This window comes from Clostridium sp. AF32-12BH, assembly GCF_003477935.1.
Lineage (GTDB): Bacteria > Bacillota > Clostridia > Lachnospirales > Lachnospiraceae > Brotaphodocola.
Genome location: NZ_QUEH01000008.1, coordinates 1 through 26,292 on the forward strand (window position 1 = coordinate 1; position 26,292 = coordinate 26,292).

At 45.5% G+C, this 26,292-nt stretch carries 21 protein-coding genes, 2 pseudogenes and 1 riboswitch; of the genes and pseudogenes, 3 read left to right on the forward strand and 20 right to left on the reverse strand.

What is annotated here, in order from left to right:
* Positions 1 to 163 precede the first annotated feature (163 nt).
* Positions 164 to 239, reverse strand: a riboswitch (cyclic di-GMP riboswitch).
* A gap of 269 nt (positions 240 to 508) precedes the next feature.
* From DWZ40_RS09285 to DWZ40_RS09300, 4 genes are all read right to left on the reverse strand, one after another.
* Positions 509 to 1,354, reverse strand: a complete 846-nt coding sequence (locus DWZ40_RS09285; protein WP_118542779.1) for a nucleotidyl transferase AbiEii/AbiGii toxin family protein — start codon at positions 1,352 to 1,354, stop codon at positions 509 to 511.
* Positions 1,351 to 1,944 (reverse strand): AbiEi antitoxin N-terminal domain-containing protein, encoded by a 594-nt coding sequence (locus DWZ40_RS09290; RefSeq protein WP_118542780.1) that lies wholly within the window; start codon positions 1,942 to 1,944, stop codon positions 1,351 to 1,353. Before DWZ40_RS09290 ends, DWZ40_RS09285 begins: the two co-directional genes overlap by 4 nt.
* Before the next feature lie 198 nt (positions 1,945 to 2,142).
* Positions 2,143 to 2,667 carry a hypothetical protein gene (locus DWZ40_RS09295; protein WP_118542781.1) on the reverse strand — a complete coding sequence of 175 codons (525 nt, stop codon included), beginning with the start codon at positions 2,665 to 2,667 and terminating at the stop codon, positions 2,143 to 2,145.
* Positions 2,668 to 2,699: 32 nt separating this feature from the next.
* A complete protein-coding gene (locus tag DWZ40_RS09300; protein ID WP_118542782.1) occupies positions 2,700 to 3,803 on the reverse strand; it encodes a hypothetical protein in 1,104 nt (367 codons plus the stop codon).
* Positions 3,804 to 4,674: 871 nt separating this feature from the next.
* On the opposite strand from DWZ40_RS09300, the gene DWZ40_RS09305 reads away from it, so the two are divergent.
* Both DWZ40_RS09305 and DWZ40_RS09310 read left to right on the forward strand, forming a co-directional pair.
* Positions 4,675 to 5,655, forward strand: coding sequence for a hypothetical protein (locus DWZ40_RS09305; protein ID WP_118542783.1), 981 nt, complete (start codon positions 4,675 to 4,677; stop codon positions 5,653 to 5,655).
* A gap of 475 nt (positions 5,656 to 6,130) precedes the next feature.
* Positions 6,131 to 6,547 (forward strand): annotated as a pseudogene (locus DWZ40_RS09310) (helix-turn-helix domain-containing protein); the annotation flags it as partial.
* A gap of 249 nt (positions 6,548 to 6,796) precedes the next feature.
* On the opposite strand, the gene DWZ40_RS09315 reads toward DWZ40_RS09310, so the two are convergent.
* Positions 6,797 to 7,321 (reverse strand): hypothetical protein, encoded by a 525-nt coding sequence (locus tag DWZ40_RS09315; protein ID WP_118542784.1) that lies wholly within the window; start codon positions 7,319 to 7,321, stop codon positions 6,797 to 6,799.
* A 241-nt stretch (positions 7,322 to 7,562) separates the two neighbouring features.
* Positions 7,563 to 7,877 (reverse strand): annotated as a pseudogene (locus DWZ40_RS09320) (galactose-1-phosphate uridylyltransferase); the annotation flags it as partial.
* Between the two features lie 80 nt (positions 7,878 to 7,957).
* On the opposite strand from DWZ40_RS09320, the gene DWZ40_RS09325 reads away from it, so the two are divergent.
* Complete coding sequence (locus tag DWZ40_RS09325; RefSeq protein WP_243035300.1) at positions 7,958 to 8,485, forward strand: IS200/IS605 family accessory protein TnpB-related protein; 528 nt, start codon at positions 7,958 to 7,960, stop codon at positions 8,483 to 8,485.
* A 98-nt stretch (positions 8,486 to 8,583) separates the two neighbouring features.
* On the opposite strand, the gene DWZ40_RS09330 is transcribed toward DWZ40_RS09325, so the two are convergent.
* The 14 genes from DWZ40_RS09330 to DWZ40_RS09395 form a co-directional block, all read right to left on the reverse strand.
* Positions 8,584 to 9,486, reverse strand: coding sequence for a hypothetical protein (locus DWZ40_RS09330; protein ID WP_118542786.1), 903 nt, complete (start codon positions 9,484 to 9,486; stop codon positions 8,584 to 8,586).
* An 18-nt stretch (positions 9,487 to 9,504) separates the two neighbouring features.
* Positions 9,505 to 9,903, reverse strand: a complete 399-nt coding sequence (locus DWZ40_RS09335; protein WP_118542787.1) for a hypothetical protein — start codon at positions 9,901 to 9,903, stop codon at positions 9,505 to 9,507.
* Positions 9,893 to 11,857 (reverse strand): hypothetical protein, encoded by a 1,965-nt coding sequence (locus DWZ40_RS09340; protein ID WP_118542788.1) that lies wholly within the window; start codon positions 11,855 to 11,857, stop codon positions 9,893 to 9,895. Before DWZ40_RS09340 ends, DWZ40_RS09335 begins: the two co-directional genes overlap by 11 nt.
* Positions 11,858 to 11,859: 2 nt before the next feature.
* Positions 11,860 to 13,431, reverse strand: coding sequence for an AAA family ATPase (locus DWZ40_RS09345; RefSeq protein ID WP_118542789.1), 1,572 nt, complete (start codon positions 13,429 to 13,431; stop codon positions 11,860 to 11,862).
* Positions 13,432 to 13,434: 3 nt separating this feature from the next.
* Positions 13,435 to 13,740 (reverse strand): hypothetical protein, encoded by a 306-nt coding sequence (locus tag DWZ40_RS09350; protein WP_118542790.1) that lies wholly within the window; start codon positions 13,738 to 13,740, stop codon positions 13,435 to 13,437.
* A gap of 36 nt (positions 13,741 to 13,776) precedes the next feature.
* Positions 13,777 to 16,647 carry a hypothetical protein gene (locus DWZ40_RS09355; RefSeq protein ID WP_118542791.1) on the reverse strand — a complete coding sequence of 957 codons (2,871 nt, stop codon included), beginning with the start codon at positions 16,645 to 16,647 and terminating at the stop codon, positions 13,777 to 13,779.
* Between the two features lie 5 nt (positions 16,648 to 16,652).
* The gene (locus tag DWZ40_RS09360) at positions 16,653 to 18,947 is read right to left on the reverse strand and encodes a hypothetical protein (protein ID WP_118542792.1); all 2,295 of its coding nucleotides are present in this window, start codon (positions 18,945 to 18,947) and stop codon (positions 16,653 to 16,655) included.
* Entirely contained in the window at positions 18,940 to 19,923 is a 984-nt protein-coding gene (locus tag DWZ40_RS09365) for a hypothetical protein (protein WP_118542793.1), read from the reverse strand. The genes DWZ40_RS09360 and DWZ40_RS09365 overlap by 8 nt, the downstream gene beginning before the upstream one ends.
* A gap of 1 nt (position 19,924) precedes the next feature.
* Complete coding sequence (locus DWZ40_RS09370) at positions 19,925 to 20,266, reverse strand: hypothetical protein (RefSeq protein ID WP_118542794.1); 342 nt, start codon at positions 20,264 to 20,266, stop codon at positions 19,925 to 19,927.
* Between the two features lie 15 nt (positions 20,267 to 20,281).
* Positions 20,282 to 20,752, reverse strand: coding sequence for a hypothetical protein (locus DWZ40_RS09375; RefSeq protein ID WP_118542795.1), 471 nt, complete (start codon positions 20,750 to 20,752; stop codon positions 20,282 to 20,284).
* Positions 20,739 to 21,134 (reverse strand): hypothetical protein, encoded by a 396-nt coding sequence (locus DWZ40_RS09380; RefSeq protein ID WP_118542796.1) that lies wholly within the window; start codon positions 21,132 to 21,134, stop codon positions 20,739 to 20,741. The genes DWZ40_RS09375 and DWZ40_RS09380 overlap by 14 nt, the downstream gene beginning before the upstream one ends.
* 154 nt (positions 21,135 to 21,288) lie before the next feature.
* The gene (locus tag DWZ40_RS09385; RefSeq protein WP_118542797.1) at positions 21,289 to 22,578 is read right to left on the reverse strand and encodes a hypothetical protein; all 1,290 of its coding nucleotides are present in this window, start codon (positions 22,576 to 22,578) and stop codon (positions 21,289 to 21,291) included.
* Positions 22,571 to 23,080: an LPD16 domain-containing protein gene (locus tag DWZ40_RS09390; RefSeq protein ID WP_118542798.1), complete on the reverse strand. Its 510-nt coding sequence runs from the start codon at positions 23,078 to 23,080 to the stop codon at positions 22,571 to 22,573. Before DWZ40_RS09390 ends, DWZ40_RS09385 begins: the two co-directional genes overlap by 8 nt.
* 13 nt (positions 23,081 to 23,093) lie before the next feature.
* The gene (locus DWZ40_RS09395; RefSeq protein ID WP_118542799.1) at positions 23,094 to 26,291 is read right to left on the reverse strand and encodes a hypothetical protein; all 3,198 of its coding nucleotides are present in this window, start codon (positions 26,289 to 26,291) and stop codon (positions 23,094 to 23,096) included.
* Between the last annotated feature and the right edge of the window lies 1 nt (position 26,292).

Genomic DNA, 26,292 nt, shown 5'->3' on the forward strand with positions numbered 1-26,292 from the left:
AGACAAGACAGCAGTTGCTACAAGTACACCTGACACCACTGCTATCAAACAACGTTTTGCCTTTTTCATACTTTACCTCTTTCTTTCCTGATAAAATCATTATTGTTACGTCTGTGAAATAACTCCGTAAAAAAACACTGTCAAACAGACAGTGCACGTCATTTCATGCAACTGGCTGCCATTTTACAGGCCCTGTAGCTTTGCGTCCCAGACTTTCATCTGGTTTGCCGATTTCCTTATTGTACCAAGTTCAATATCGTTAAAAATTGTACATTAAAACTTTCCAAAGTAAATTCCCGTAAAGGAATCTGCCAGAGTAAAATACCGCTATCTCTTTTGAAGTAAACCTTCCGGCTTCTTTTCCATTCTTTGTTACGATACTCTCCTGTACAGACATCACAAAGTTGAGATAATGACCGAAATTATTCTGCATTTCTGTTGCTGTAGCAGTAATCATACGCATTCTTTTTTCCGTTACTGTGAGGCTCTACGCCCTGTAATCTTTCGCTTACAATATAATTGCTTTCATAATTTCCTGAACGGTATTGCAGGTATCTTCAAAAGAAATATCTTTTGCATAGTCATATTCGCGTCTGTATTTTTCCCACAACTTACGAAGGGTATCGCTTTCTCGGATTTCTTTCAAGATTTCCATGTAGTCCGTAAGAATCGCTCCGCTGCCGCGCTTTTTTGTTGTCCGTTCCAGAGCCTGGCGTAGTGTTTCTTTATCACACTCTTCACCGCGCAGCGCATACAGGATATGTATGTCGTAATAATCTCTCGGACGGGTATTTGCAATGTTGCGGGATAACACCGTTTCCAGCTTTTCCGCCAGCACCGTTTCAAGATTGTAGGCAAGAATACTGATCTGGCGATCATCAAACAGCATGGAAAATGTGTATTCCACCTCACGGGGCGTTATCATGTCGCCCGTAGTAACATCCACCGTCAGCGGTACACTGATCGGCGGATAGTTTGCTTTCAGCCCAACCCGGATGCCGGGATAATCATCCGTTTCCCGTATATCAGAAATTCCGACAACCGCAAACTGCACATCATCGGCAATCTGTACAGTACAGATATCCGTAAAAATTTTCCGGATCGCTTCATGGGTCAGAGTGAACCCTTTGATTGTCGTGTCCAGATCCATGGTTGCCCGCGTATCCAGCCCTACAATAGCAGAAATCAGGAAACCGCCTTTGAGAATAAAATTGTTTTTATAGGGCGAAAGCGAAATTCGTTCCAGCAGTCGCTCTAGCATATAGTTCTGCATGACAAGCTGTGCAGAAATATGCTTCTCTGCTGCCTTATTTTTGATAAAGGCTTTTAACTGCATTGGATTTTTTGTAATCATAAGAGAACCTCCATATAACGCAGGACCTTCGGCTTCACGCGAAGCTGATCTGCGTACTTCATCAGTTTGTGAATATTTTTGTCTTTGGAGGCCGCATAGCGTTTCATAGCCTCACTGACGATCTGGATATCGCTGCCGCTGCCGCGCAGGATATCGCATAGCGTCCGCTCCAAATCATAAACGCGGATTGGGTTGCCGGACAAAGATTTAATTTGGATTTGCCCAAACTCATAATTTTCCGGTACAACACGCTTGATGATCAAGTTCTCTTGCTTCAAAGACGGTGCATTGTAGCCTTTCGGAAAGGTCATCGTATATTTCGCCGGGGTACGGTCCGAATAACCCAGCAGGTACAGTGCAGTATCATGGGAATAGATTCCGCGTCCATACTTACGCTGCAAAAGGTAAAAATCGTCCTCCCACACATTGCTCAGCACATACAGGCCGCGACCAAAACGGTACATTTCACCACTCTTAACATACTCCTGCAGAATGCCGCGGTGAAGTCCGGCTTCCGTCACCTGGGATGTGGATATTGTACCATCCTTCGATGCTTCCAGAAGTTCTTCTATTTTTTCCCTGGTGGTCATGTTTCTCACCTCACTTTAACATTCACACATTATATTATGCAGAAATAATGTGTGAATGTCAATCAAAAAATGACGAACACACATTAAATTACAACAAAATAATGTGTGCTCGTCAAACAAACTACTTAATGCTTCATTAAAATATGCCAGGAATATTTTACTATAAGTCGCGCCCTATATGATATCAACATCTGGCCATCACATTCCAGTAAATGTCTCAATTCCGAAAAACAGACAGATCACAGCACCGTAGAAATATAAAAATCCACCAAACACTGGCTTTCTTGGGCGGTTTTCCGTGATGAGATCCGTCCGGTCTGGCATATAATATCCAACCACCTGCTTTCCCACATCTCGTTTACCGGAAACCGACTGAAAACTGAGGTACCGGTATGTTATTCCATTCACCGAATATTCGTAAGTTGGAAGATATGCCTTTTCGCGGCGCAGCTTTGAACTTCCATCAGGCTGATCCTCCCACCTGTCATATTCAGACTCTTCCACATGCACCACTTTCATCATGGTACTGGCTGAATATAACCGCACATCACGTTTGTAACCATCTTTTGCTCCTCTCCTCTCCAGAATACCAAACCAGGCCAAAAGCACTGCAGCAATGCTGAAACCGAGGCCCGATGTGATATCGTCTATATACGGGAACGGCAATGCTACCAGTGCGATCGCAAGGCTAAACCCACACACCAGGATTTTAACTCTTTTCATACACACCTCCGACCATTAATATTCCGGATGATTTATTTTTCTTTGCCATCCCATGCACCATTTTCATCTACATAATATCCATCTGGTGTTTTCTGTCCGGCATACATAATGCCCTTTCTACCATCAGATACCGGATGGAAATAGTACCATACACCGTCAATCAGAACCCAGCCAGTCTGCATACCTCGTTTTGGATCAATATAGAACCAGCCGCCAAATGTTTCATCCCGTAACCACCCAGTTTTGGTGTAACCATTCTCATCAAATGCCCACCAGCTTCCGTTTACATGTTCCCATGCATACGAAATACCGGATCTTCCTTTCAGATAGCTGTTATCCGCAAAACGGAGCCACCATCCATATGCATCCTGTATCCAGTGACTGTAACCGTCATTGGCCGTACTGTTAGCTGCGCCGGTTATGATGCCACGATCACTGCTGATCCTTCCCTCGATCGGATCTTTTCTGATTGCGGCAGAGGATGCATCACGGTCAGAGGAAGAATCTCTGTCAGCTGTATTGTGATTCCTGTTATCTGATGCTGGCATTGTTGCTGTAAGTTCTACAACTCCGATCATCGGTTGGATCTCATAATTTAGGGCTGCCCCTGCATTCGGTGTGAATTCCACTTCATAGCTGTGTGTTCCTGCTTCTGCCAGCTGCGCTGGATCTTTCCAGGTAAAGCTTCCATACTCCGTGCTTCCTCCGGCCAGAACAGATGCGCTTAAGGAACTTCCTGCCTCTACACTGGAAGCAGTTGGCCAGATGATCTGCGGTGCAGCTGCTTTACCAATGGTGATCTTTCTTGTCACAGTCGTACCATTACATTTCTCATCGCCTGCAATCTGAGCTGTTACCATGACAGATCCGGCACCGATAATCTTCACATCGCTGCCATGATTGTCAGGCAATTCTAAAACGCCGTTATCTTCCGGCACTGAATAGATTACTGCTCCCGTACCTTTTTGTCCGCTTACTTCCAGGTCAAATGGTGCATCTCCATAAACTTTTCCATCCACAGTCACGATCTGAACCTCGTTTTCATCGGCTTTACCGATTTCAAACGAAAAAGCTGCCTGATCTGGTTTCTGATAATTTGTGCTCTCTGTATTTGTGAGTTCATATTCTGCCGTCATCGTATGCTGACCTACAGCGGTTGGTGATAATTTTCCTGGAGTTTCCCAAACAAAAGGATATTAAGGAATAACCTGTGTTTACCTGCTTGCGAATAAAAGAATAATGCTATTAAGTTGGAGATACTGCATAAATGTGCTGGTATCTCTTTTTCGTTGCCTTGAAACAACAGACTATTTCATTTATGCTTGATTACTCTAAACTTATCGGGATATGATTTGCCAAGGGCTTGTTGCGTAAGCAATGCTTAGCACCCTTTACAAATCATAGACGGGTAAGTAATTTTTCAAAAGCAGAAAAAAATAGTAACCTTAAGATTTTGAATTATTGTTGCAAGCATTAGAAAATGATATAATGTAGACACAAAAAGATGTACAAATTAGAATTTGTAAAGGAGACATTTTTAATGACTATGAACAAGGGTGTTTCCGTAAGAATAAACAGGATAAATCTCAATAGGGAGAAGAGTAAAAAATGATAGAGGCGTTCTTGGATTTCTTTCAATTATATACGGTGGATGCCGATTATTTACCAGACTTTTGGCTTACAATGATACTTCTTTATCTGAATGCAGGTCTGTATCTTAGCGACCTATATAATCTGGTGAAACGCAAGTCAAAAGCGGAAACATTCAGTCTGATGGCGATACCAGGAGTCTTTGCAGTAATTTTCGTGTCGATACTATCAATTTTTGCGCATGTACCGAATCTGCAGAGCATAGCTTCACAGGCCAAACGCCTGAGCCTGCTTATAACGGCAATACAGCCACAAACGAATTTTACGCTGCTTCTTATTGTATTTCTTTATCCGATTCTATGGGGAATCGGGCTCTTACGACAAAGGAGGCCTGAACACGGTAGCCGCAAACGCTGGGTGCTGTCCTGCATTCCTGATTATATTGCATGGATCATACTGATATTGGGCATCGGTTATCACCTGTTTTTCGGGGAAAATATCCTGAGTAGTGTTCTGGAAAATGCGGAGGCTGGAGATTTACTGGCCCTTTATGGCTCCCGCAGAACCTGGCTCTATATATGGATGTATGGAATTTATATCCTTGTATGCAAGGAAGTGGTGCTGCTTGTCGGCCTTTTGTCTGAACTTTTGCTTATGCGAATTCCGCTTCGCTACCATAGTGGGCAGAATGCTGATACCTTTGTCAGCTTTTATTATCTGTTTTGCCAGAATGCCATTTTTCGTGGGATTTCCCTGCTGGAAGCTGCGTTGGTGATTCCACTTTGTGGAGTGATGCTTCGGGAAGCGGCATCGCCTTTCAGTGATTACTCGTCGATTATGATATACGCAGTCTTTTTGCTGCTGACAGGCGCAGTGTTTCTCGTTCTTATCGCCATTGGTCCGGTCATGCGGACACTTTCCTGCTTCGATGCATGGGGACAGCGCAAGCAGATCAGAGAGCTTTTCTGTACGGAATATTTTCTCATGCAGCCAGTTTCCAGCAACAGATCGTTCACGGTCACTCATCATTTTATCATTGACGAACAGGACGCCGCCGGTGTTTACTATCTTCCGCTTCTCACAGACATCAGCGGATGGGCCTCCCCGAGAAAGAAAGCAGGCAAATGGAAAATGCTCTCTTTCGCAGATGGCAGAACCCTTGAATTGTCAGAACACGAGGCAGAAGCCGCCAAGGAAATGCTCTCTTATGCATCCAACCGTCTCTATGCCCAGAAGATAACTGGAGAAAATTGGAGCAATAAAAACAATATGCCTGGCACAGAGGAAACCTGGAACCCACTCATAAGTCCGGCAACATCGATGTATCAGAAACTGGTCAAGATATTTTTAGGCCTGATGGTTATTCTTTTTATGATGAGCTATCAGATACTGAAGTAATTGAAAAAAGAAGCAGGCAAACGAGTATATAACTATCAAGAGGGCGATTATATGAAGCGTTGGATTGAATAACATACAAATCCCAGTTTATATCAGAGAATAAGTTTAAAACTAACAAACCGACGGAGTGATCCAGACACGGTGGCGGAAGTCCTCAGACTTTCCGACGCTGTGGCTGGTTCACTTTGGCGGTTGGGCGAGCTTTAGCGAGCCTTATAAGCCCCCGTTATCTAACAAGGGGGGCACAAAAAACAAGAGACAATATACACTAACAAGCGGAAAACGCTGTATTTATAAGGTAAAACCGCATTTTACATGGCGTGATATAAATTATGCCATTATCACTATGAAAAATTGAATAAGACATAAGAAAGACAGTTGATTTCAAATAAGAAATTGATTGTCTTTTTTTAACAGAAATGTAGGCAATTATCAATACATGGTAGTTGCCTTTTTTAATTGGAGGAATTTAAAAATGAATGATAAAAACTTTATTGAAGAACTAAGACAAAAGCGTGAGGAATACGGAGTAACACAAACAAAGCTTGCTGTTGCCTGTGGTATCAGCCGTGAATATTACAACCGCATTGAAAAAGGAAAACAGCCATTGAATGATGAATTAAAAGAAGTCCTAGAAAAACAGATTGAGCGTTTCAATCCACAAGAACCTCTTTTCCTGTTGATTGGTTACTTCCGTGTCCGCTTTCCTACTACGGACGCATTGGCGATTATTCGTGATGTATTACAGCTGAAATCTGATTATATGCTTTATGAAGATTATGGAAAATACGGATATGAAAGTAAATATGTGCTTGGCGACATCAATATCATGTGTTCCATGCAGGAGCATTTAGGTGTTTTATTAGAACTGAAAGGCAAAGGCTGTCGGCAGCATGAAGGCTCTGGCACCGGAACCGCCTCGGTCTGGGCCATTGCGCAGCGTCATCATGGCATAACTGAATTTCGCTATGAATATGGTATCTTTTATGCTTCCGTCTTTATCTGATAGGGTGCATCATCTTTGTGCGCTCATCCAGATGCCAGGTTTACTGCGGTTGCCTTTCCATAATTTCTGGCGCAACCATATGTATATATTAGAAAGACTGCAGAACAAAATGCCTGCAGTCCTTCTAATATCGTATTATTTTCTATCCGCAATCTCATCGAATGCTGCTTTCAGTTCCTTAACACTGCCTACCCGGATGCCTTCAAACCGGCCATTCTTTCCATTGATTCCGTTCAGCCATTTTACGCCCGTACCTCCGGCCGTTTCCCAGCGCTTAAGGTTTGGTGTATGGTCATCGACCAGGATGTCCATCTTTCCCAGTTTCCGATGCAGCATGGTTTCAACAAATTCCGCTTTATTTTCCCCATAAGGAACAAAGAGACAGTGCGAAGAGCTGATTCCCGGCAGGTACTTATCCAGCCATTTTTTCTTTTCCAGAAGCGCTCTGGTATCTGTATAGTATGAGGATAAGATATTCATATTCTCATCTGCTTTCAGGGCGGCACCTAAAAAGTCCAATAATTCTGTTTCCGGTTCCAGGTCTGTATAATATCCGGGTTTTCTGCTTTCCTCCACTGGAACATCGCGCCATTTTGCAATCGTCCCATCCATATCAAAATACACCCGCATATCACTTTTCAGTATCATTTTCTTCTGCATATATAATCAGTCCTTCTTTGTTTCCGGTTCCCAAAATTGAAGTTTCCGGAAATTGTTTTTCTATTTTTTGCAAACATTTGTTCTCTATTCTAACAAATATACTCTGCCTGCGCAAGCCCTAGTAAAAAACTTCACAAAGACGACCTTGTATAGGCCATCCCTATGAAGTTTCTTAATAGAAAGGGTTCTGTAAAAATTATGAAATTGAAACCGCATGCTGCCGGTCAGTTCGTATCGGCTTTTACAAAGTTTCGATAAACCGTCCGAAAGCAATTCTTCCCTCTTTTGTATTCTTATATACACCGGCGCATTCCAGAACCCGGACAAACACTTTTCCTATTTCTTTCTGCAGAATGGAATGAATGTTACCCTCTGTAATTTCATAGGAGCCTATCCATGTATCCACCCAGTCTGCGTGCTTTTCGATCTGCGGATTACTGCGGATATCCTGTTTTTCAAGGATATATTGTTCCAGAAGAGCCATTTCTTTTTTCAGCCGCGCTGGAAGAACAGCCAGTCCCATTACTTCGATCAGGCCGATATTTTCCTTCTTTATTTGGAAGGGAATATCTTTCTCTTTCTTATTTTTATTTTTATAACAAGGAAATCGCGAGAGTCCAGTCACAATGGGGCTGGATCCAGGCTGCAAGAGAAATGGAGGATCTGAAAACATCTAAGCATCTGCAGAAACTCTATCGAAAGAAAAATGACTGTATCAAAGATTATATTCATAAGATGACACGATGTATCACGAACTATTGTGTAAAGAATGATATTCATACGGTTGTAATTGGAGATATAAAGGGGATTCGTAAAGAGAGAAACCAGGGGAGGAAAACCAACCAGAAGCTTCACAGTCTGCCATATGCCCGTATCTATATGCAGTTAGAATATAAGCTTAAAATGAAAGGGATTTGCCTGATAAGACAGGAAGAAAGCTATTCCAGTCAATGTCCGCCGCAGTCAGAAAAAGTATCGCACATTTATGCAGAGAAAAGAAATCGAAAAAAGCGTGGCATCTGCATTGTAGATGCAGTTATCTACAATGCAGATGCAGTAGGAGCTTATAATATTTTGAGAAAGTATCATGCCGTATCCGGTAAAGAAATTGATATGCCCGTAACCGGGCTGAGCAGTACAAAAACAATAAAAGTAGCTGTGTAACCCATCTGGGTAGCAGTACGGGTGTCATGGACGCACCTCTGAAGCTACGGAGCTATGCTTCGTAATCAGATGCTCGGTAATTCAATTGCCTATGTAGTTCACCCCCGGTCCACCATATCTTTCACCCTGACACGGAATATACATTTCTCCGCATCAATGGCTGCCACAAAACAGGAATACTGCCCGCCAATCTTGATAATGATCGGTCCGCCTGTTGTCGGAGATAAACGGTTCGGATAAAAACAGTATACAGAAATATTGGGAACTCCCGGAATTTTGCCGATCCAGTTCTTCCCCTGCATCTCCACACACTCAATGATAATGTTGCTATGCAGAGGGAAACGTTCCTCGATACCGATCCATTCAGATTCTACACAATCTCTTCTGGAAACAAGGAACCGCGGCTCTTCTTCTGTAGACTTATTCGTGTAGCCTTTGATCTTCACATCAATGATTTTTCCGGAAACTGCCTGTTCCTTGATGTTTGCCGCATATCCATGGATCCATTCCGAAAATGGAAGCACGCCTGGTATTGAAAGCCCTAGAAGATCAACCACAATGTAATTCTGAAGTTCCCGGCACAGGACCACGATAGCTTTTACTTCTAACTCTTCCCCTGACTCTATGGATTTTTTTATCTTCTCCAGAGCTGCCGGCCGGTATTCCGCCTGCGCAGCCCGATAACTTAGGTAAACCGTCATTGTTTCCCGGTCAACTTTGGTAATCTTCACGTTGTAGCAGCGCTCCAGCAGATAAGTTGAACCGAAAATCCCTTTATACAGCGTGGATTCCTCTGTCGGCATAATCAGCTGAACATCCCCGTCATATGCCTGCAACCCCTTATCCTTGATTTCCTGAGTAAACCGGATGTCCGTCAAAAGTTCTCCCTTCTCCATTAGGTACCCATACTGATCTAGTTTTTTCTGGGCTTCTGCCTCCTTAGATTTCGCGGTTCCTCCTAAAAATCCTAATAATTCTAATCCGGTTCCATTCTCACTCATATATTTGTCCTCCTCTTCTTAATTTAATAATATTCCGATTCCCCATGTAAACAGGAGAAAAAATCCCGGAATTCCCACAATAAATGTCAAAAAAATCCTGCGGAACAACAACTTGTCCCTGCGCACCAGTAATAGAAGCAAAAAACCAATTACCAGAGAAAAGCCACTCACCGGCAACGCCAGCATCCGCACCTTCCGGTAAAATTGTTCAAACAATGCAAACACCGTTTCCGTAACCCCGCCATAAGTGGGCCCATTATAATTCTCCAGTTCCGACATGACGCGGTCATACGCATCCTCCAGCTTCCGTTTCTTATCCCAGAGTTTTTCATTCATATCCGGAGCATGCAAAGTAATTGCCGGCCATGCTCTGATGAATTTTCCTGTAAAGTACCTGCACCAGGGTTTAATCACCATCTGCACTCTCCACTCCTTCCATTCCAATATCCTCAAGATCTGCCAGATCCGGCAGGTCATTATCACCATTTTGCGGATCCTGAAACATCTGACCAGTAAATGCCTTCATAAGTGGCGTTCCCGCCTTGATCGGTATGCTGGCAGCCACACTTCCCAAATCCGAAGCATTGATAAAGAAGCTATCATCAAATTCTGTCTGCACGATCTCCTTTTTAACCATGTCTCCGCTTATCAGTTGACCGGCCGGAATGTCGGTTTGCGCATAATATACCTCATGCTCCAGGGCCTTTAATTCCTTTTCTTTCTTTTGCAGTTCATCTTCCGCCTGCCGGTTTTCTTCCTCAAGTCCTGTAATGAATGTATCTGCCTTCGTGATCATCCGGTTATACCTGTTGTTTGCGCTGCAGGCCGATACCATAAATCCCATACATGCCACTAATAGCGCTCCCGTCACTATCCGGAACCCAAATTTTTTAAAGTCGCGCGGCCGTTCTGAAAAACGCTGCTCAACAGAATTGCTCCTTTTATATTTTTCTTCCTTGTATGTACCATCCAGAAGTTTTAAAAAGATCTGCCTGCACGCTTTTCCTGGATAAAATGGATTGCTCTCATATGGAATTGCTGCAAGGACCATATTCTCCGGCAAAAGTTCCTTTACATCTCCAAAGTCCGAACCGACACAGCGGGAACTGATCAGTACCTTGCACTCATCTTCCCCAGGCATTCCCTTTATATCTTTCAGAAGTTCTTTTAATTCATGCTGTTTCCATTCTGCCTTTGATGTTACAATGAAGCGGTTTTGCATCCTCGCATACACATGAAAAATCGTTTTCTGGTCCAGACACCCAAAATCATAGACAATAAAATCATATAAGGGCTTATAGTCCAGCTGGAATTTCTGAAGCGGAACATGGTAATAGTAATCCAGCGTTCCGATTGCAAACTTTGTGATCCCATCCACCTGCTCTTCCTCCCGCTCCTGGCGGCAGAGTTGCTCAAAGCATCCATCCGCATCATCCAGTTCAACGATCGCAGCGCGCTTTCCCTCATGTGCCAGTGTATTAGCAAGAAGAATGGAAATGGTTGTGCATCCAACCCCTATGTTGGTCGCCATAACCCCGATCTCACATGCCTGCCTCTTTGCCGGTTTACATTCTGTCTCTTTCTCCTGTTTTCTTCTTAAAAATCGCCGTATTGCCTTATTCTTCGGCTGCTCTTCCCTTGCCGTGTCCGCTTTTTCCCCTGCATCCTCTTTCTCTGGCTGACCGGAAGGCTTATAAAGGTATGCATACTGTTCTTCCGCCATCTGACAGATCAGGGCAAAGCGCGGCTCCCGTTTTAACATATCACATATAGGATCCGGGAGCTGGCAGACGATAGATGCCACCTGACTGGCCGGAATCCCATTTACCAGTACAGACATTCTCTGGATCAGGTCCGTGTACGATCCGTCATATTCCAAAAGATACTGGATACTGGCATTCACGTCCATGTTGCGATACTGGACCACATGGTCCCCTCCGGCGACCCCGTAATATGCCCGGGCCTCTTTTTTCGTCCGGCCGTTGCAGTACCATTCTGCGATTTTTTCAAAACTGGCATCTTCCTGATAGACGGCCGTATAAATTCCCAGGCTTTCAATTTCTTTCATATAGTCACTGCCACGCATCTCAGACACTACCACAAAAACCTGCAGATCACCTTCCGCCGTAGAGCAGATCTGATCAATGTCGCGCGGGGAAAGTTTTTCCTGATCCTGGTACTGGCTGAGTACCACCGCGTGTATTTGTGGATTGGCCCGGACAGACCGGATCACACTGTCTTTTCCAGAGCGAAATTCTATTCTGTGGACCGTGACTCCGCGTTTTGCAAATACACTCCGAAGTTCTTCTGCTACCGAATCACCGTCTCCACTCATTTCCGTTGCGATCAGAAGGTCTAATTCCTTTTCCATACTCACCTCTTTCTGCCAAATAGTCTGCGCCAAAATCCCCCGGAACCCTTGTCTGGCTTCTCCGGTTCTTCATCTACCGCGACTGCTATCCTGGCAAGGGCTCTGATTTCTTTTGAAAACAGGGATCTTTTATCACTTGATGCTGCTTCCCCGACATTCGCAAAACTTCTGGCATCCTGATTTGTATGAATGATACAGGTCGGTTCCATATTAAGGATTCTGGCTACATGGGATATGCCAAGCTCACATTTTTTATCATCAAGCGGCACCTGGTTTATAACCATTCGGATATTTGATTTTTCTATCCGAAATTCACTGAGCGCATCCAGAAAATTGCGGGCATCCTGCACCGTGGAGGTGTCCAGTGAAAGGATCAGCAGGATCAGATCCGATTTTTCCAGTGGAATGACGGTCGTATCCTTTAAGGTGTTGCAATTGTCAACCAAAATCAGGTCATAATCGCAGCGTCGCAGATTATCCATAATCACCTCTGCAATGCCACAATCCAGACGCGCCGCTTCCATTGCATTATCACTTCCGGCCAGGATATGAATCTGATCATCGTATTCGATTACATATCTGGATACGATGTCCACCGGCGAATAGGCCGGAATGTATCCCAGACACTCTCGGTCTTTACAGATCCGTTTTACCCAGTCCATTACATTGGGTGATGGGCAGATACCAAACGCACTGTCCACATCCCCAAATTCCCAGTCTGCATCAAGCACCAAAATTTTAAGCCGTCTTCCATTTCTCTTCATATCCGATAAGACATGGGCTAATTCCCTCACAATGGTGGATTTCCCTACGCCACCTTTTGGGGAATATACAGAGATCGTCATCTGCTGCAATGACACGCTTGTAACCGGCTGGCTTAAACCGATCTGTTTATAGGTCCGCCGGACTGCCCTGTTTATCGTATGCATTGGCGTTAGATCCTCTTCCGCCGGCATACGTCTGATAACTTTCTCCGGTTCCCGTGTTTCTGGAATGGGTTCTACCAAAGCTTTTCTACCGGCAGTCACTGTGGGTTTGGGTTCCTGTGTCTGGGTATCCGGCAAAAGGTCTGGCATTTTTTCTGTTTTGGCCGCAGCTGGTTCTGGTCTTAACGCTTCCTCTGCTTTCTCTACTGCCTCTACAGAAATCTCTTTGCCCGTTTTTTCAGCAGTATTTTCGTTGACTGCCTGGGCAATTTCTTCTTCATCAGCTTTTTCTTCTGCTGCTTCTGAAACCGCCTGCGCTGCCCCATCGTCAGTCACAGTTGCAGGGGCCTTCAGCAAAATATCCGGCGACATATCCTGTTTTATCTGCTCTTTTATATGGACATCTTCACTATTAAACAGATCCTCAAATTCACCAAAAAAGTCATCCGGAAGGATCGCATCCAGTTTTTCCTGTACAGACGGCTCTTTTTCCTCTGCTTTCTCTATTACGGATTCATTTTCCTGAACAGGCGGTTGAGTGGCTGCCCTATTGACCGCCAATCTTTCCTGGTCTGCCATCCTGTCCAGATTTTCATGATCCGCAGCCGTTTCCTTTAATAAGTTCGAAGTCCGAACTGGTCTTGCCATAATCTACCTCCAAAAAATTGCATTCAGAAACGGAAGATACTCCCGCAGCTGTGTGATCAGTGCGATCCCGATTTCCACCATTTCTTTGCGCGGTCCCGGGAAACATACGGACGAAAGCCCAAGCAGGCAGAACCCGACAAAAATAGTGGCTGCAAAAAACCGCACAATCTGCCCGGCTGCCTGGATTATAACGGAGAACGTATCGGGATGCTCCACAATGATGATATCCGTTGAATCCTCCAGGCCATGCTGTGCTTTTATTCGTTCTGTTTCCAGACTTTTTCGTTTCAGCCGTTTCTGTTTCCTCATTTGTATCCTTTTTGTAAATATGTTCATACTCCTCCGTTAAAACAATAAATGTTTACTCCTTAAATATTTTTCTATCCGGCCGCGTTCATCTTCCCGTAGCCGGTCTTCCACCGCCTGCTGATATGTGATCTGATCCACATGCTCCGGAGCATCCAGACTATCCAATATCGTGTTCGTATACTGCATAAAAGCTGTTTCAATGATCTGCTCATTCGCAACCGCACGTTCCTCTTTTGTGGCATTTACCATGCGGTTTTTAAGCCCTGAATAAACCTGCCTTGCACTCACCGCGCTGTCCGTATACGCATGGTGCATAGTTCTGCGAAATTCAGGCTTTTGGATTTCTGCCTCATAGAATTGCTGCATGATCGCTGCATCTTCATCTGAAACCGTTTCTGTATAAGTCACCTGCGGCCCAGACTGTGCTCCCGCATCTTTTCCTACTGCTTCCACTTCTGACTGATAGGACGGCTGTTCCTTTGATCCCGGTCCTGAAACCGTCTCTACGGATGACTGATTATTATCCTGTGACTGGGATACGGTCGTAACAGCCGGCTTTGATGAGGAATGCACATTTACTTCCAACATTTTTTGCGGCTCCTCTTCGTAAACATTCAGTCCTTCCGGATTGTTTCTGTAGGCTTCTGCCTTGTCTTTCAGGATCGTTGCACCTTTCTGCAGAAGAGGGCCTCCCATTCTTACAAGTTCGACACCGCCTTCATATACCGGCTCGGCCATAACTTCGCCCAAAATGCTTCCGGCATTTGCACCCATTGCGCCGCCTATGGCCGTCATCTGCATCTTTGCTGCCGGAGAACTGAATGCGGTCATGGCCATCCCAGCCGTTGCCCCAAAGGTCATCCCGGCCATGGTGCCTGCCGCGGTTGTCGCACCTCTCACCCTGGTCTTTGCAGCTCTTTCCCGGTACAGCGCCGCTTTCCGTTCCAGGGATATATTTTTAAACTGCGGAGACTCAAAATTATCAATGGTTGCATATTGATCCAGTATTTCCTGCTCTTCTTGTGATATACCACTTCCTAGTCCGCTCACACCGCCTCCAAAGCTGCTTCTGGATGGTGAAATCGCACTCTGGGCCCTGGCCGACAGAGCATCAATACGTCCAATTTCCTCCTTCGTCCGGGCATTCTCACCGCGGAGCCTGGACTGTTCTTCCATACGGATGGACCGCGAATGCTCCGCTTCGCCAATTCCCTGATCCAGTTCCCGGATCCTCGCATATCCATCCACCGATGGGGTATCCCCCCGTTTTTTCTGTTCATTCTGCTCCGCCTGGATCGCCTGTTTTTCAGCCTTCATAGACGCAATCTGTTCATTATCCATGGCAATTTCTTCCCCAATGGACGCAATTTTAGAATCATTGGAGCGGATATCCTCATTTAAAGAATCCTTCTTTCTTCCGATGGCATCAATACCACTGGCAATATTCTGCGCGGTCGCTGCTGCCTGGGCATGAGGGCTTTTCTCATGTATGTCCTCTTTCGGTGTAGGCCGATAGCCAAAAGCGAAGGATGTATCCGCATCATCCGCATTCAAATCCGGATGATTGCCTATGATATCTTCCATTTCACTCTGGAGTTCCTCGCCCTTATTTACATCTTCCAGGTCTTTCTTTTTCTGAACATCTGCTAGATCATCCATCATATCCGCGTTCCTCTTATCGGATTTTGCGTCAGAGGACGCATGGGCCAGCGCACCGGCCGCTGCTCCAATCCCGCTTCCAATGGATCGCATCAGGCTTGTGGCCCCCATAATGGTTCCAAACCCGGCAAGCTCCATTCCCATTCCATTTCCGATATGAAGAAACCCACGGATGACCCCCCGCGCCGGTATGATACAGCCACAGATAATGAGTGCAATCAGGGCATAACCTTTGCTTTCCTGGGCCGTCCCGATGATCATAAAAAACATGGGGATGAGCAGCAGGCAGGAATCAATCACCGGGTTTAATAAAATTCCAAGCACCTGCCGCATCCAGTTGGATATCGTTCCCCGCTCGACCATTTCAAACAATGCAGCAAACGGGAACAACAGCACCAAAACCACCATGCAGACGGCAGCGGAAATATAGCAGACTGCCAGGTACGCCTGATAAACGACCGCGCCTACATATAATATCGAATTAATAAACACGACCTTACCGTTGGGCTTTGCCATTGCACGGAACTGGCTGATCAGGTTGTAGTCTCCTCCCGAACCAAAGAAAAAGGCATAGGAATTATCCCCCATGTTGACGCCGGAGCCAACACTGTCCGCCACCTTAAGGATCATCGACTGGCTTCCAGTCATGAGCGCATGGAGCATGGCATCTCTCAGGTATAAAGCAATTCCCAAAAGCTGCGGGAACAGAATAAAACCGATGCTGCTGGCAACAAATAGTTTTGTCATGTCCAGCAGCCGTTCCTTGACCCGCGGATTGCCATTTGAGTAGAGGAAACCAACCAGGTAGTATAAGAATACTGGCACCATAAGCGTAAAAACCAGGTTCCGCAGGTACCCATACATCGCCATACCCACCAGGCCATATATGTTGCCGGTCCCCATGTCAAAGGAAAACAGCGCCACGTCCCCAGTACGGGCAGAGGCACCTCCCACTCTTCCGAATATGATCGCGTTTAAGTCACACCCAAAAGAAGTCAGCAAAAAATTCAGCCCGTCACCAATTCCTATACAAAACTCCCCCAGCAGTTCGGCGAAAATTCCTCCGTCCAGCATGTCCGGTGTACTGGAATCAGGTGCGTCCCCGGCGGAATCATAAATACTCTGGTCCGCACGGTCCGTCCACGGCCCATCCGCATAAGAAGATACCGGTGCCATGCAGAATGTAAGTACAAATATAAGAAGCAGCAGCTGGATTGTTTTTCTGCTGATGTTCTGCATATGTTTCATTTGCTTCATGCCCCCTGTTTCATCCTTGCGTGTTCTGCAATCTTTTCTACGTCTGTTTCCACTACATCAAACTCGCTGTCTTTTAGATAATCCGCCTGGATGAACACTGCGCGCTTCGTAGGAATGTCAACCAGACATAGCTCTCCATATTTTTTCGCCTCGGATGTACCGCCCAGATTAAGTACCGTATCTACCTGGGACTGGGTAAGGTTTGTAGTATCTTTGATGTACTGCCCATCCAGATAGTTATGGCGAAACAGCATAAAGGTCTCCGTGGATTTTAAGATTTCCTCTGTATCCTGGTATTTTGCAAAGTCCTTTACGGACTGGAGGATCAGCCATGGAGCTGTATGACGTTTACGCGCTACGCGGTATAGGGCATTCTCAAACATGCGTGCTCCTTCAAATTTCAGGATACGGTGTGCCTCATCGGTGGACACTATGAGTTTCCGGGCCTTATTCGGATTGGTAGAGTTTTTCTTGATAAAGTTTTCTTCAATATAAGACTGCACGACCATGATCATGTTAATACGCTCCGTCTCATCTGTGATCTGCGACAGATCAAAATTATGAAACGGCAGCGACATATCAATAGAAAGCGTGGACTGGCAATCTAGGTATGCCTGACTGCCATGAATTTCCCGCAGATAATAGATCTTGCCTTCTTCATGATTATTACAGACATGGGCACCTCTCTCGGTTCTTTTTAATGTGGACAGCTCTTCTCTTGTGAATTCCTTCATGCAATGAGGACAGTAATACATTTCACGCACGCGATCCTCAAATATATCCAACAGGAGGGAGAACGCGTTTTCTTTGAAGTTGTCCACATTCTCCCGCGCATCCAATAATATTGCACGATAAAAATCATGCATCTGGGGCAGCCGCTTCTTTCTCCGCCCTGACCCAAAGGATCCTCCGGATGCTGGCACCGTTTCATAAAGAGACGCTGCATCCTTGTCCCGAAGGCCGCAGTCAGCATAGATTTTCCTTACATTCTTTGAAATAATGGATTTAATACGGGAATATTCCGTCGGCTCAAATTCACCGACCATGCCATTGGTCGTAAAACTGGTTGCCAGTACCATCAGGATATTCGTCATGTCCACAATCTTTTCTTCCAGATACAGCGTTGGTATCTCCTCTCCGGTTGCCCGGTTATATTCATACTCATCGCTGATCTCAAAAAAATTAAGTTGGGAGTCGGAATAATTGGAAATCAGATAATTGACTCCTCCTACTGCTTCTGCCACTATAGAATACTCACCTCTCTTTCCATCGCCAGGAAGCGGTTCATAGTCAATGTTCGCGATATGCACGCCGAAATCCACCTGCCTGGAAAACAGCTGCTTCACGGTTGCCGACTTTCCATATCCGGACTGCCCAGCGATCACGGCTCCATAGGAGAAATGGGTCTTATCAAACGGGTCAAACGTAACTGGCATTCCAGAATAGATAGATCGGCCAAATACGCAGCCCTTTTCATGGAAATATTCGCTCGTGGTATGGTTAAAGATCAGGGATAAATAGGCCTGGCTTAAAATATGTCCCTTGATCGGCTTTTTACTCACACTCAGATTTTTCCCGACAGATATTTTTGCTTCAAATATCTCATTAAGTGGGAGGGATGTTAAAAAAGCCTCCTTATGCATCGCATAACAGGAACGAAAACCAATCCCCTTTCCCCTGGAAATAAACTCGGAAATCCGTTCTGTTAAAAGCTTTAAGCTTTCCGCGCGGATCAAGAATAGAAAATATGTTTCAAACAGGGTTGACTGGTCAGAGTCGATCTGTCTGGCCCACCGCTCTGCATCCGCAATCTTTCCATCCAAAATTCTGAGCCTGTTTCTGTCCCGTTCCCCGGATCGTTCCATGTCCAGTGACCGGATCCGGCGGTTGATCTTTTTCTGGGATTCCTCTAAGAGCGGGTCTATGATGACCGTGGACTCCACATAATCCATATTGAAGATCCCGGCAAAACTATGGGCAAACCGGCCCTCTACAGGCAGTTTGTCGATATAGAGACCGGCATAATAAAGTTCAATCCCGTTATCATCCAGCGTCATGTAAGATACCGGCATGGTATTCACACCATCCGGCGCAAGCACCTGTAAAATCCCGGCACGCTCTTTTATGGGCTTTGGCACATTCTTCGTCCCGCTATGAAAAACAGTACATCCTGTTTTCTCTTCCGCCTCTTCTTTTTTCTGCTTTTTCTTAGACCCGATATGTACGATCAGTAACGTCACGCCCGACAAAACGCAGATGCACAGACTGAACATCATAAGAAAATCAACCATTTTGCAGTCCTCCGTATAACATTTCATCAATCAGTTCGTCCGTAAAGGATTCCTCTAAATCCGTGTCCTCCCGGTACGGCATGATCCGGCTGTCCCAATTGGACTCCAGCAGATCATCATAGCGGAACCTATTTCCAGTAATCGGGTGATAATGCGTATGGAGCATATTAAAGAGCTCCGCTTTACTGCAGGGCACCGCTTTTACATCACACTCCACCAGGTTGTGAAGCAGCTTTTTGATATCTTCTTTTAAATGTTTTGTAGCTTCCTGATACAGTTCCTCTTTCGTTAGGACCGTTGCCAGGTCCGGCGGAGCGCTCCAGGAAAGTACATATGTCTGAATAAGGTTCTGCCTAGCTGCATCCGGTCCTGACACTTTCGCGATATAGGCCAGCTGGCTTTCCACATGACGGATGCGCCAACTGTATGCTTTTATCTTTTTCTGGAGCAGGAGCAGTTGTTTGGAACGCTCCCGGGTTTCTGCGGAATCAAAATCACTCTTTACTGTTTCAAATTCTTTCCGGAGAGCTTTATAATCTTCATTCGTCTCAAAAAGCATGTCCTGAAGACCGGTTAAGATCTTCTCATATTCCCGGACAGTGCCATCCATGTTAATGTCTTCCCCATATATGCGGTATGTAACCCTGGACGTAAATTCTGAAATAAAGGCAGCATAATTATTTTTGACCCTTACTTTTTCCCCAATCGGCTTTGTGTAAAAGTCGCTGCCACCGCATTTTAGTACAACAACAAATTTCTTCCCACCATTTGTCACGATGACCCCCGGCCCGATCTCATCAATCGGTACCAGTTCATCCGTCTGGGAAAACAGCCCTCTTTCTTCTGTTTCTGCCTTTTTTGTCTTTAAGTTCTTTTTTCTCATCCGGATAAGCCAGATAGCAGCTATTCCCAGAGCCAGAATGGTCAGCCCTAAAAACGCAGCCGTAAGCCTAGTAAGATGATTGATACTTTCCATCTTAGAATTCTTCCTCCCATTCCGTGTTTTTGTAATAAGTTCTGCGATTTAACCGATGCGCAATCAGACTGATAATGAGCTCATCGGCAGTACGTCCACCAAATGCCAGCAGGGAACTGCCAAAATCGGGGACCGGAAAAGTGACCCCGGTAAAAAGTCCTGCCTCAAGCATCACGCCAAGCCACACACCCAGAAAAGCCAAGTGGATCATTGCCGTGATCTTAAAAAGAAGATAGGCAATCACTCCGCCGCCCAGGCACACCAGTAATGATTTGTTTGAAAAGATCCACCATTTTGTCACATCTGTAAAATCCGGTGGTCTAAGTTCTGTCAGCTGATCCATGCCATTCCTCCGTTTCTAATGCTGCAGCATGCCCAAAAACAAATTGATAAGTCCCACTAAGCAGCTAATGCTAAAAAACACGATCACTTTCGCTCCAACCACGTCAAGAAATTGATGTTTCCCATGGCCGGTATCATTTGCCGCCAGCTTAATTCCTGCTACGATCAATGACAGAACCATACCGCCTATGGACAAATACAGGCATAAACTGTAAAAAGAGGCAATCGGGCTCTGTAACGCTTCGCTGTCACTAAACCCAAAGTCGGATACCTGATCGTATGGATCCAGCTCAATCTGCCCATCTCCCATTCCAAAATCCATATCCGACAGTCCCGCGCCGGTTGAAGACTCTGTGATTTCTGCCGTTTCAGTTGATTCTGCCGGTTCCGCATAGGCACTCATTTTCATCGCACCTACCAGCAAAAAGGAACTCGCTAAAACAATTCCGATCCATGCACCTGGCCGTTTTTTTCTACTGGAACGCATCACCAGCCGCCTTATAAACCAGACTTACAAAGAAGATTGCCCCAAACGCACAGATCATGCCCACGAAGATCCGGAATATCTTCTGCTTCGTCTGCTTTGCGTCAGAAGTATCACCAAATGACAGTTTTACGCCTGCATAGATAAAGAGCAGTACAAAAAGTCCCACAGCCACCACAATCGCAAAAGAGTAGCCGCTTCGGAACACATCCTGCACCTTCGTGATTGCTTCCGTAAAAAGTCCTCCGCTTGTCGCATCTTCTTTCATCCAATTTGCATCCTGGACCGTCTCCGCATAAGAGCAGATCGTCATCATTCCACTTAAGACTGCCGCCTGCATGGTCAGAAGTGCCTTCCTTCCATTTTCTTTCCATCTTCTGAACATTCCTGATGTCCTCCTTCATCTTTTCTATTGGTTATGAACAGTTTCTGCCCATATCCATTACCCTAACTTGGTTGGGATACTGGATATATGCAGAACAACCAGAAATTCATGGGAAACTGCCGCAGATGCAGCAGCTTTCCCATAAACAAACAAATTACTTGTTGGAATCTTCTTCGGAACTTTCTTCCGTTTCTTCTTCCTGTGTTTCCTCTTCCTGATCTTCTTCCCCTTTTGTCGACTGATTGCCCGGTCCTGTATGCAGCGTTACCAGATGAATGAAATGGTTTTCATCATCCTTGGTCCAGATGCACCAGCCCTTATAAATTTTCACATCTTCCGTATACGGTTTCAGAAAATTCATAAACAGGGACAGCTTCTCGTAAAAGCACTCTCCGCTTTCCGCAGTCGTCTTGACATCAATAGCTGATACAAAGTTATCATTCTTCATGTCAGAGATGCTCATCATCTGTCCTTCAAATGAAACTTTTACCGTATCAACCTTCTGGGCACCTGCATTCATAACGCTAAGCGCGCGTCTTAAACTGTTGCTGTTGGCCTGAAATTCATACTGCACGGTTTCCGTATTTCTGAAAGCCGCTTCATACATCCGCTTATCAACAGCGCTCTGTATATTCAAGCGAAGCTGATAAATCGCATCCGGCCACTTAAGAGCGATACCAATGATGTTTTTATGCTCCTCATCAAACTGGAATGAAATACCGAGCTGATTATAGCTTTTGTTGCATGCCAGAATCCTGATCAGTGTTCCCGGTTGGATCGTCAGATAGGTCGAAATTGCATCTACATAAGGTTTATAATCTTCCTCTTTTACCTCAGACCGGTCTTTACTTTCAAAACGGACCATCGTTGGAGATAAATCCACCGTTAACATCGTGTTCTGGCGATCCGTGGATGCCATTTTCAAAATCGGGCCCTCTCCGGATAATACCGGAAGGAAGCCGATCCCACTTTTTGTAGTTGCCATGTGGGGTAAATACTGTGAGATTTTCTCCAACGGAATACTCATGCTAAATGCATCCGTTTTCGGATTTTTCACCTTGGTCGGTTCTTCCACGAAGCCTACCGGGATCTGAATAGCTGGTTTTTGGGAAAGCAGTGTCACCTGCTTTTCCTCAAACTGCATATATACAATGTCGGTCTGCTCCGCAACAGCTCTGACCGAACCAGCAAACCGCGCCGGCAAGTAAACGGAAAGTTTCTCAACCGGCACCACTTCACCCTTTTCATCAAGTCCTTTGATCTTAGCCTCGAACTTCACGCTGGCGGTGGTCGTTTTTCCCTCTACGGAAAACATACACGGGTAACCTTTTGCCGTTGCCTTATTACTGGCCAGAAAGCTGATAACCCCCTCTTCAATCGTGATCTTATCCATCAGTTCCAACATCTTTTCGCTGGTAGCTGCAACGATCATCATCTTACTCATATGTTTCCCCTTTCTCTTCCACTGAATTTTCCAGTTCATCTGTTAAGATACGCTCATGCGTCTGCGTATCCATTTCATACATTTCCAAAATCATCCTTTTGGCTTCATTCATGGTGCCGTCCGTATCTACCTGGCCGCCATCCCACTCTGAAAAATCGGAATGGTATAACTGGTAATCATAGCCACCTTCCGAAACCTGAACATATAAATAGCCCTTATTACCCAACTTCCAGGCACACTCATCTTCCGTAATCTCCGGCTCCGGAGCACAGGTTGCCTGGCATCGTTCCAGACGTTCTGCCAATTCGCAGATATGGTAAACTTCACTGCCAAAACGCAGATGATACTCATCCATACATCCGCAGGCCACAATGACTGTGCTGTTCGGATACTTCACCTCTACATACGCACCATCCGGGATCTGAAACAGCTCCCGGTAATTCGGATCAATGAAGCGGATCATGCGTGTTTCATCCGCTTTATCATTTTTATATCGGTTCATAACGTCCTCCTTTTTAGAAATCAAACAAAGAAAAAATATTTGCCATACCTGCCATGGGCTGCTTTTGTGGCACTACCACTGCCGGTTCCTCGTTTTCCGGCTCCTGCAGATCCATAAAATCTTCATCCCACTGGCCGAACAGATTTTCAAACAGCTCATCTTCCTTTGCTTTTTTACGTCGTTCTACCTCTTCTTTTCCAAGCAACTCCTCGTATACCTGCATCGTCACATACGACTCAGCCTGTTTGTCAGAGCTGTGGAGCACATCAAACATCTTTTGCAGGGCACTTCCAGACTTTACATCCTGATCCGCCAGGCTTGATGCCAGTGCAACCCTCGCATCGACACCCTCTGCCATGGCAGAAATTCCTTCCACGGAGAACTTTCCCTGAATGGCTGCCGTTGCAACCTGCTTCTCCGCGATCAGTTCAATCACTTTCGCCTGCGCGGTTCCTTCGTAAGCCATATAGTACGTTCTGCATTCCATGGTCTGGTTCATCCGGTAGTGACGCCTGGAAGCCTGCCAGACAGTAAAAAGACTGTATCCCAGCTGATAAAAGATCAGGGTCGGATAGTTGTACTTCTTCTCGCCTTCCGTCCAGCACAGATCAACTCCTGTCTCGATGAGTTTTGGATTGGTGATAAATACTTCCACGCCGTCCTTTGCCCGCTCACGAATCCAGGTTTCCCTCTTTAATGCTCCCGGGCTCTCCGCTTCCACAACAACGGCAAAGATCCCCGCGGCTTCCAAAATATCCCGGAGCCGGTGTGTGACATTCCATTCATTTTTTCCGGAGCATTCAGCGAATACTACGGATTTTCTGCCTTCCGAAAGCTCTGATTTTATCAGTTCAATGAGCTTTTCTTCTTTCGGCAGCAGTTTTTCTCCCGAACGGTATTCATCGTGCTGAGCGGCTCTGATCAGAATGTCTCCATCAACCGGATTACGGATCTCTTCGTTGCCATACGGCATGTCCGGATAAAAAAGCCCATATTGTAATGCCTGGCTGAGTAACGCAAATCCACCGCTTTCTCTTCTTTTTGCATACGCAGTCAGTCTTGACACCAGAATGGAATGATCCCGGGCCACCTCTCTTGCCATCGGAACGGTCACAACCATCTCCTTTAGATCCGGCAAATAGGATGACATGTCCGAAAGGTCCAGAAAAACGGCACAATCCAGCAAAAAGTCTGTAAAGATCGTAGGGCTGATTCCCGGCTTTGTCTTTGGCGACGATAAACTCCGGCCGCGGGCAGATACTTTCTCCGCAAGATCCTCCTCCGAAGATGATCCCGCATATTCATAGCGCTGCTCCACTTTTCCGTATTGCTTGGAAAAATTCGCAACATCTGTCCAGCGGTACCCCTTCGATGTCATTTTCCACGGTGCCAGCCGGTAAATCAGGTAATAAAGATCCTCTGCTTTTCCGCCGGCGATGGTTCCAGTCAGTGCAAGCTGTTTCTTCGTTGCCTTGATCAGGCAGTGCATTGCATTTCCCTGGGCACTGTCTCCGTCCTTACACACATGGCACTCATCAAAAATAGCGATGTCAAAATACCCTTTCATGTATTTTTTAATATACGAAGCAGGCGAGTATTTTCTTACCCCATCTCTTTCTGAAACAGATATCGGTTCCGTCTCATTCTCTGCGTAATACTTTCTTGCATATTCTTTATGTACCCAGACCGTAGTCTTTCCTTTTTGGGCTTTGTTTCTGAAGTATGTTGCCCGGTACCAGGGGCTGATTTTCTTTGCACCGATGTTTTTTACATGCGGCATCCATAAAGATTCCCCACACCAGATGCAGTTGGAATTCCTCCCTGTTTTATACGCAAAGTCGTTAGCAGTAAGCCCGCAGATACCGCCTGACGCTGTATAGGCAGCAAGCACCTCTCCACAATACGGGCATTTCATTCCATAGATTGTCTCGATCTTAGTTGTCCCTTTTTCAAAGTCTTTACCGCCGCAGGAAACACATTTTCGGACGGGCATATTTTCTACTCCGCAGTCTGGATTCCTGCATTTTTTCATATACGCCATCTTAGCAATTTCCTTTTTCGGTACCGGCTTCAAGCTATAGGAGAGCTTTGCAAAATCTTTCGAGAGGATATAAAATTCTTTTCCAACCCTCAGACTCCCGCGCTTTCTAATCTCCAGCAACTGGGAAAAATCGGTTATGATCGTTGCCTTTGCATATGGAATCTGGCGTTCGATCTCCCCTTTCCATTTTTCAAGGAGATGACCAGGACACATGACGAGATTCCTGTATTTTACCAGGGACTCATCCATATAAATATCCTTGAGTGCTCTATGGCTGCGTCGCATTTCCTTCTGCACAAAATAGCTTTCGCAGATTGCAGCAGCCTGCGCTGTCTTTCCTGTGCCCATCCCCTCACAGATGATGGAAAAAGTTGCGCCATTTAAGAGGTGTGTGGTAACACCATTCACCATGGCTGCCTGCTGAGGGTAAAGTCGGATAGAGTTTAGGGTAAATGCATCCACCTCACCTTTCAGTTCGCTTTCCGGGCTCAGCAGATTTTCAAGATTTTCCACGAGCGTCGATCCGTACTGTCGAAAATACTCATCCATGCTGTTAAAGTTGATCGAGCGCTGCTCTTTCTTTGAGATCCAGATCTGTTTTTGCTCAAACAGGACCTGGATAGCAGACTTTAAAGCCTCATAATCAAAGGTTACAAGATCATATATCTGCATTTCTTTCAGGTCATCCGTTCCCTGTAGAGAATATTCCGTCTCAACGCATTCCGTATGAAGCCGATTGGAATAAGCATTGATCAGACCCTCTCTCAGTGCATATGAAAGGATTGGTTTTCCCCACCACTTAAGCAGTGGCAGCGGATATTTTTTCATCAGAATTTCATAAAGTTCTTCTCCTGCAGTTTCTTCTTTTGAAACGAACAAATCGTTTCCAATCGCTGCATTTAAGATCACTCCATGATAAAACCGCTCTTTTCCGCGCATGATCGGCACATAGTAAGCTTTATAGCTGCCAAACACGTTATACCGCTTCTCCTGTCCGTTTTTGTTCAGCCAGATTGTGTTCTGCTCGGTGGTGCACATCGTACTTGCTATCGCCTTTGCCTCCTGTAATGTCCGGGTAAAATAACTGATGTAAGCAGCCCTGATTCCCCGGATCAGCATTCGCTCCAGATAAGCCTCAAACATACCGATTCTAATCATTCCGTTTTTCATC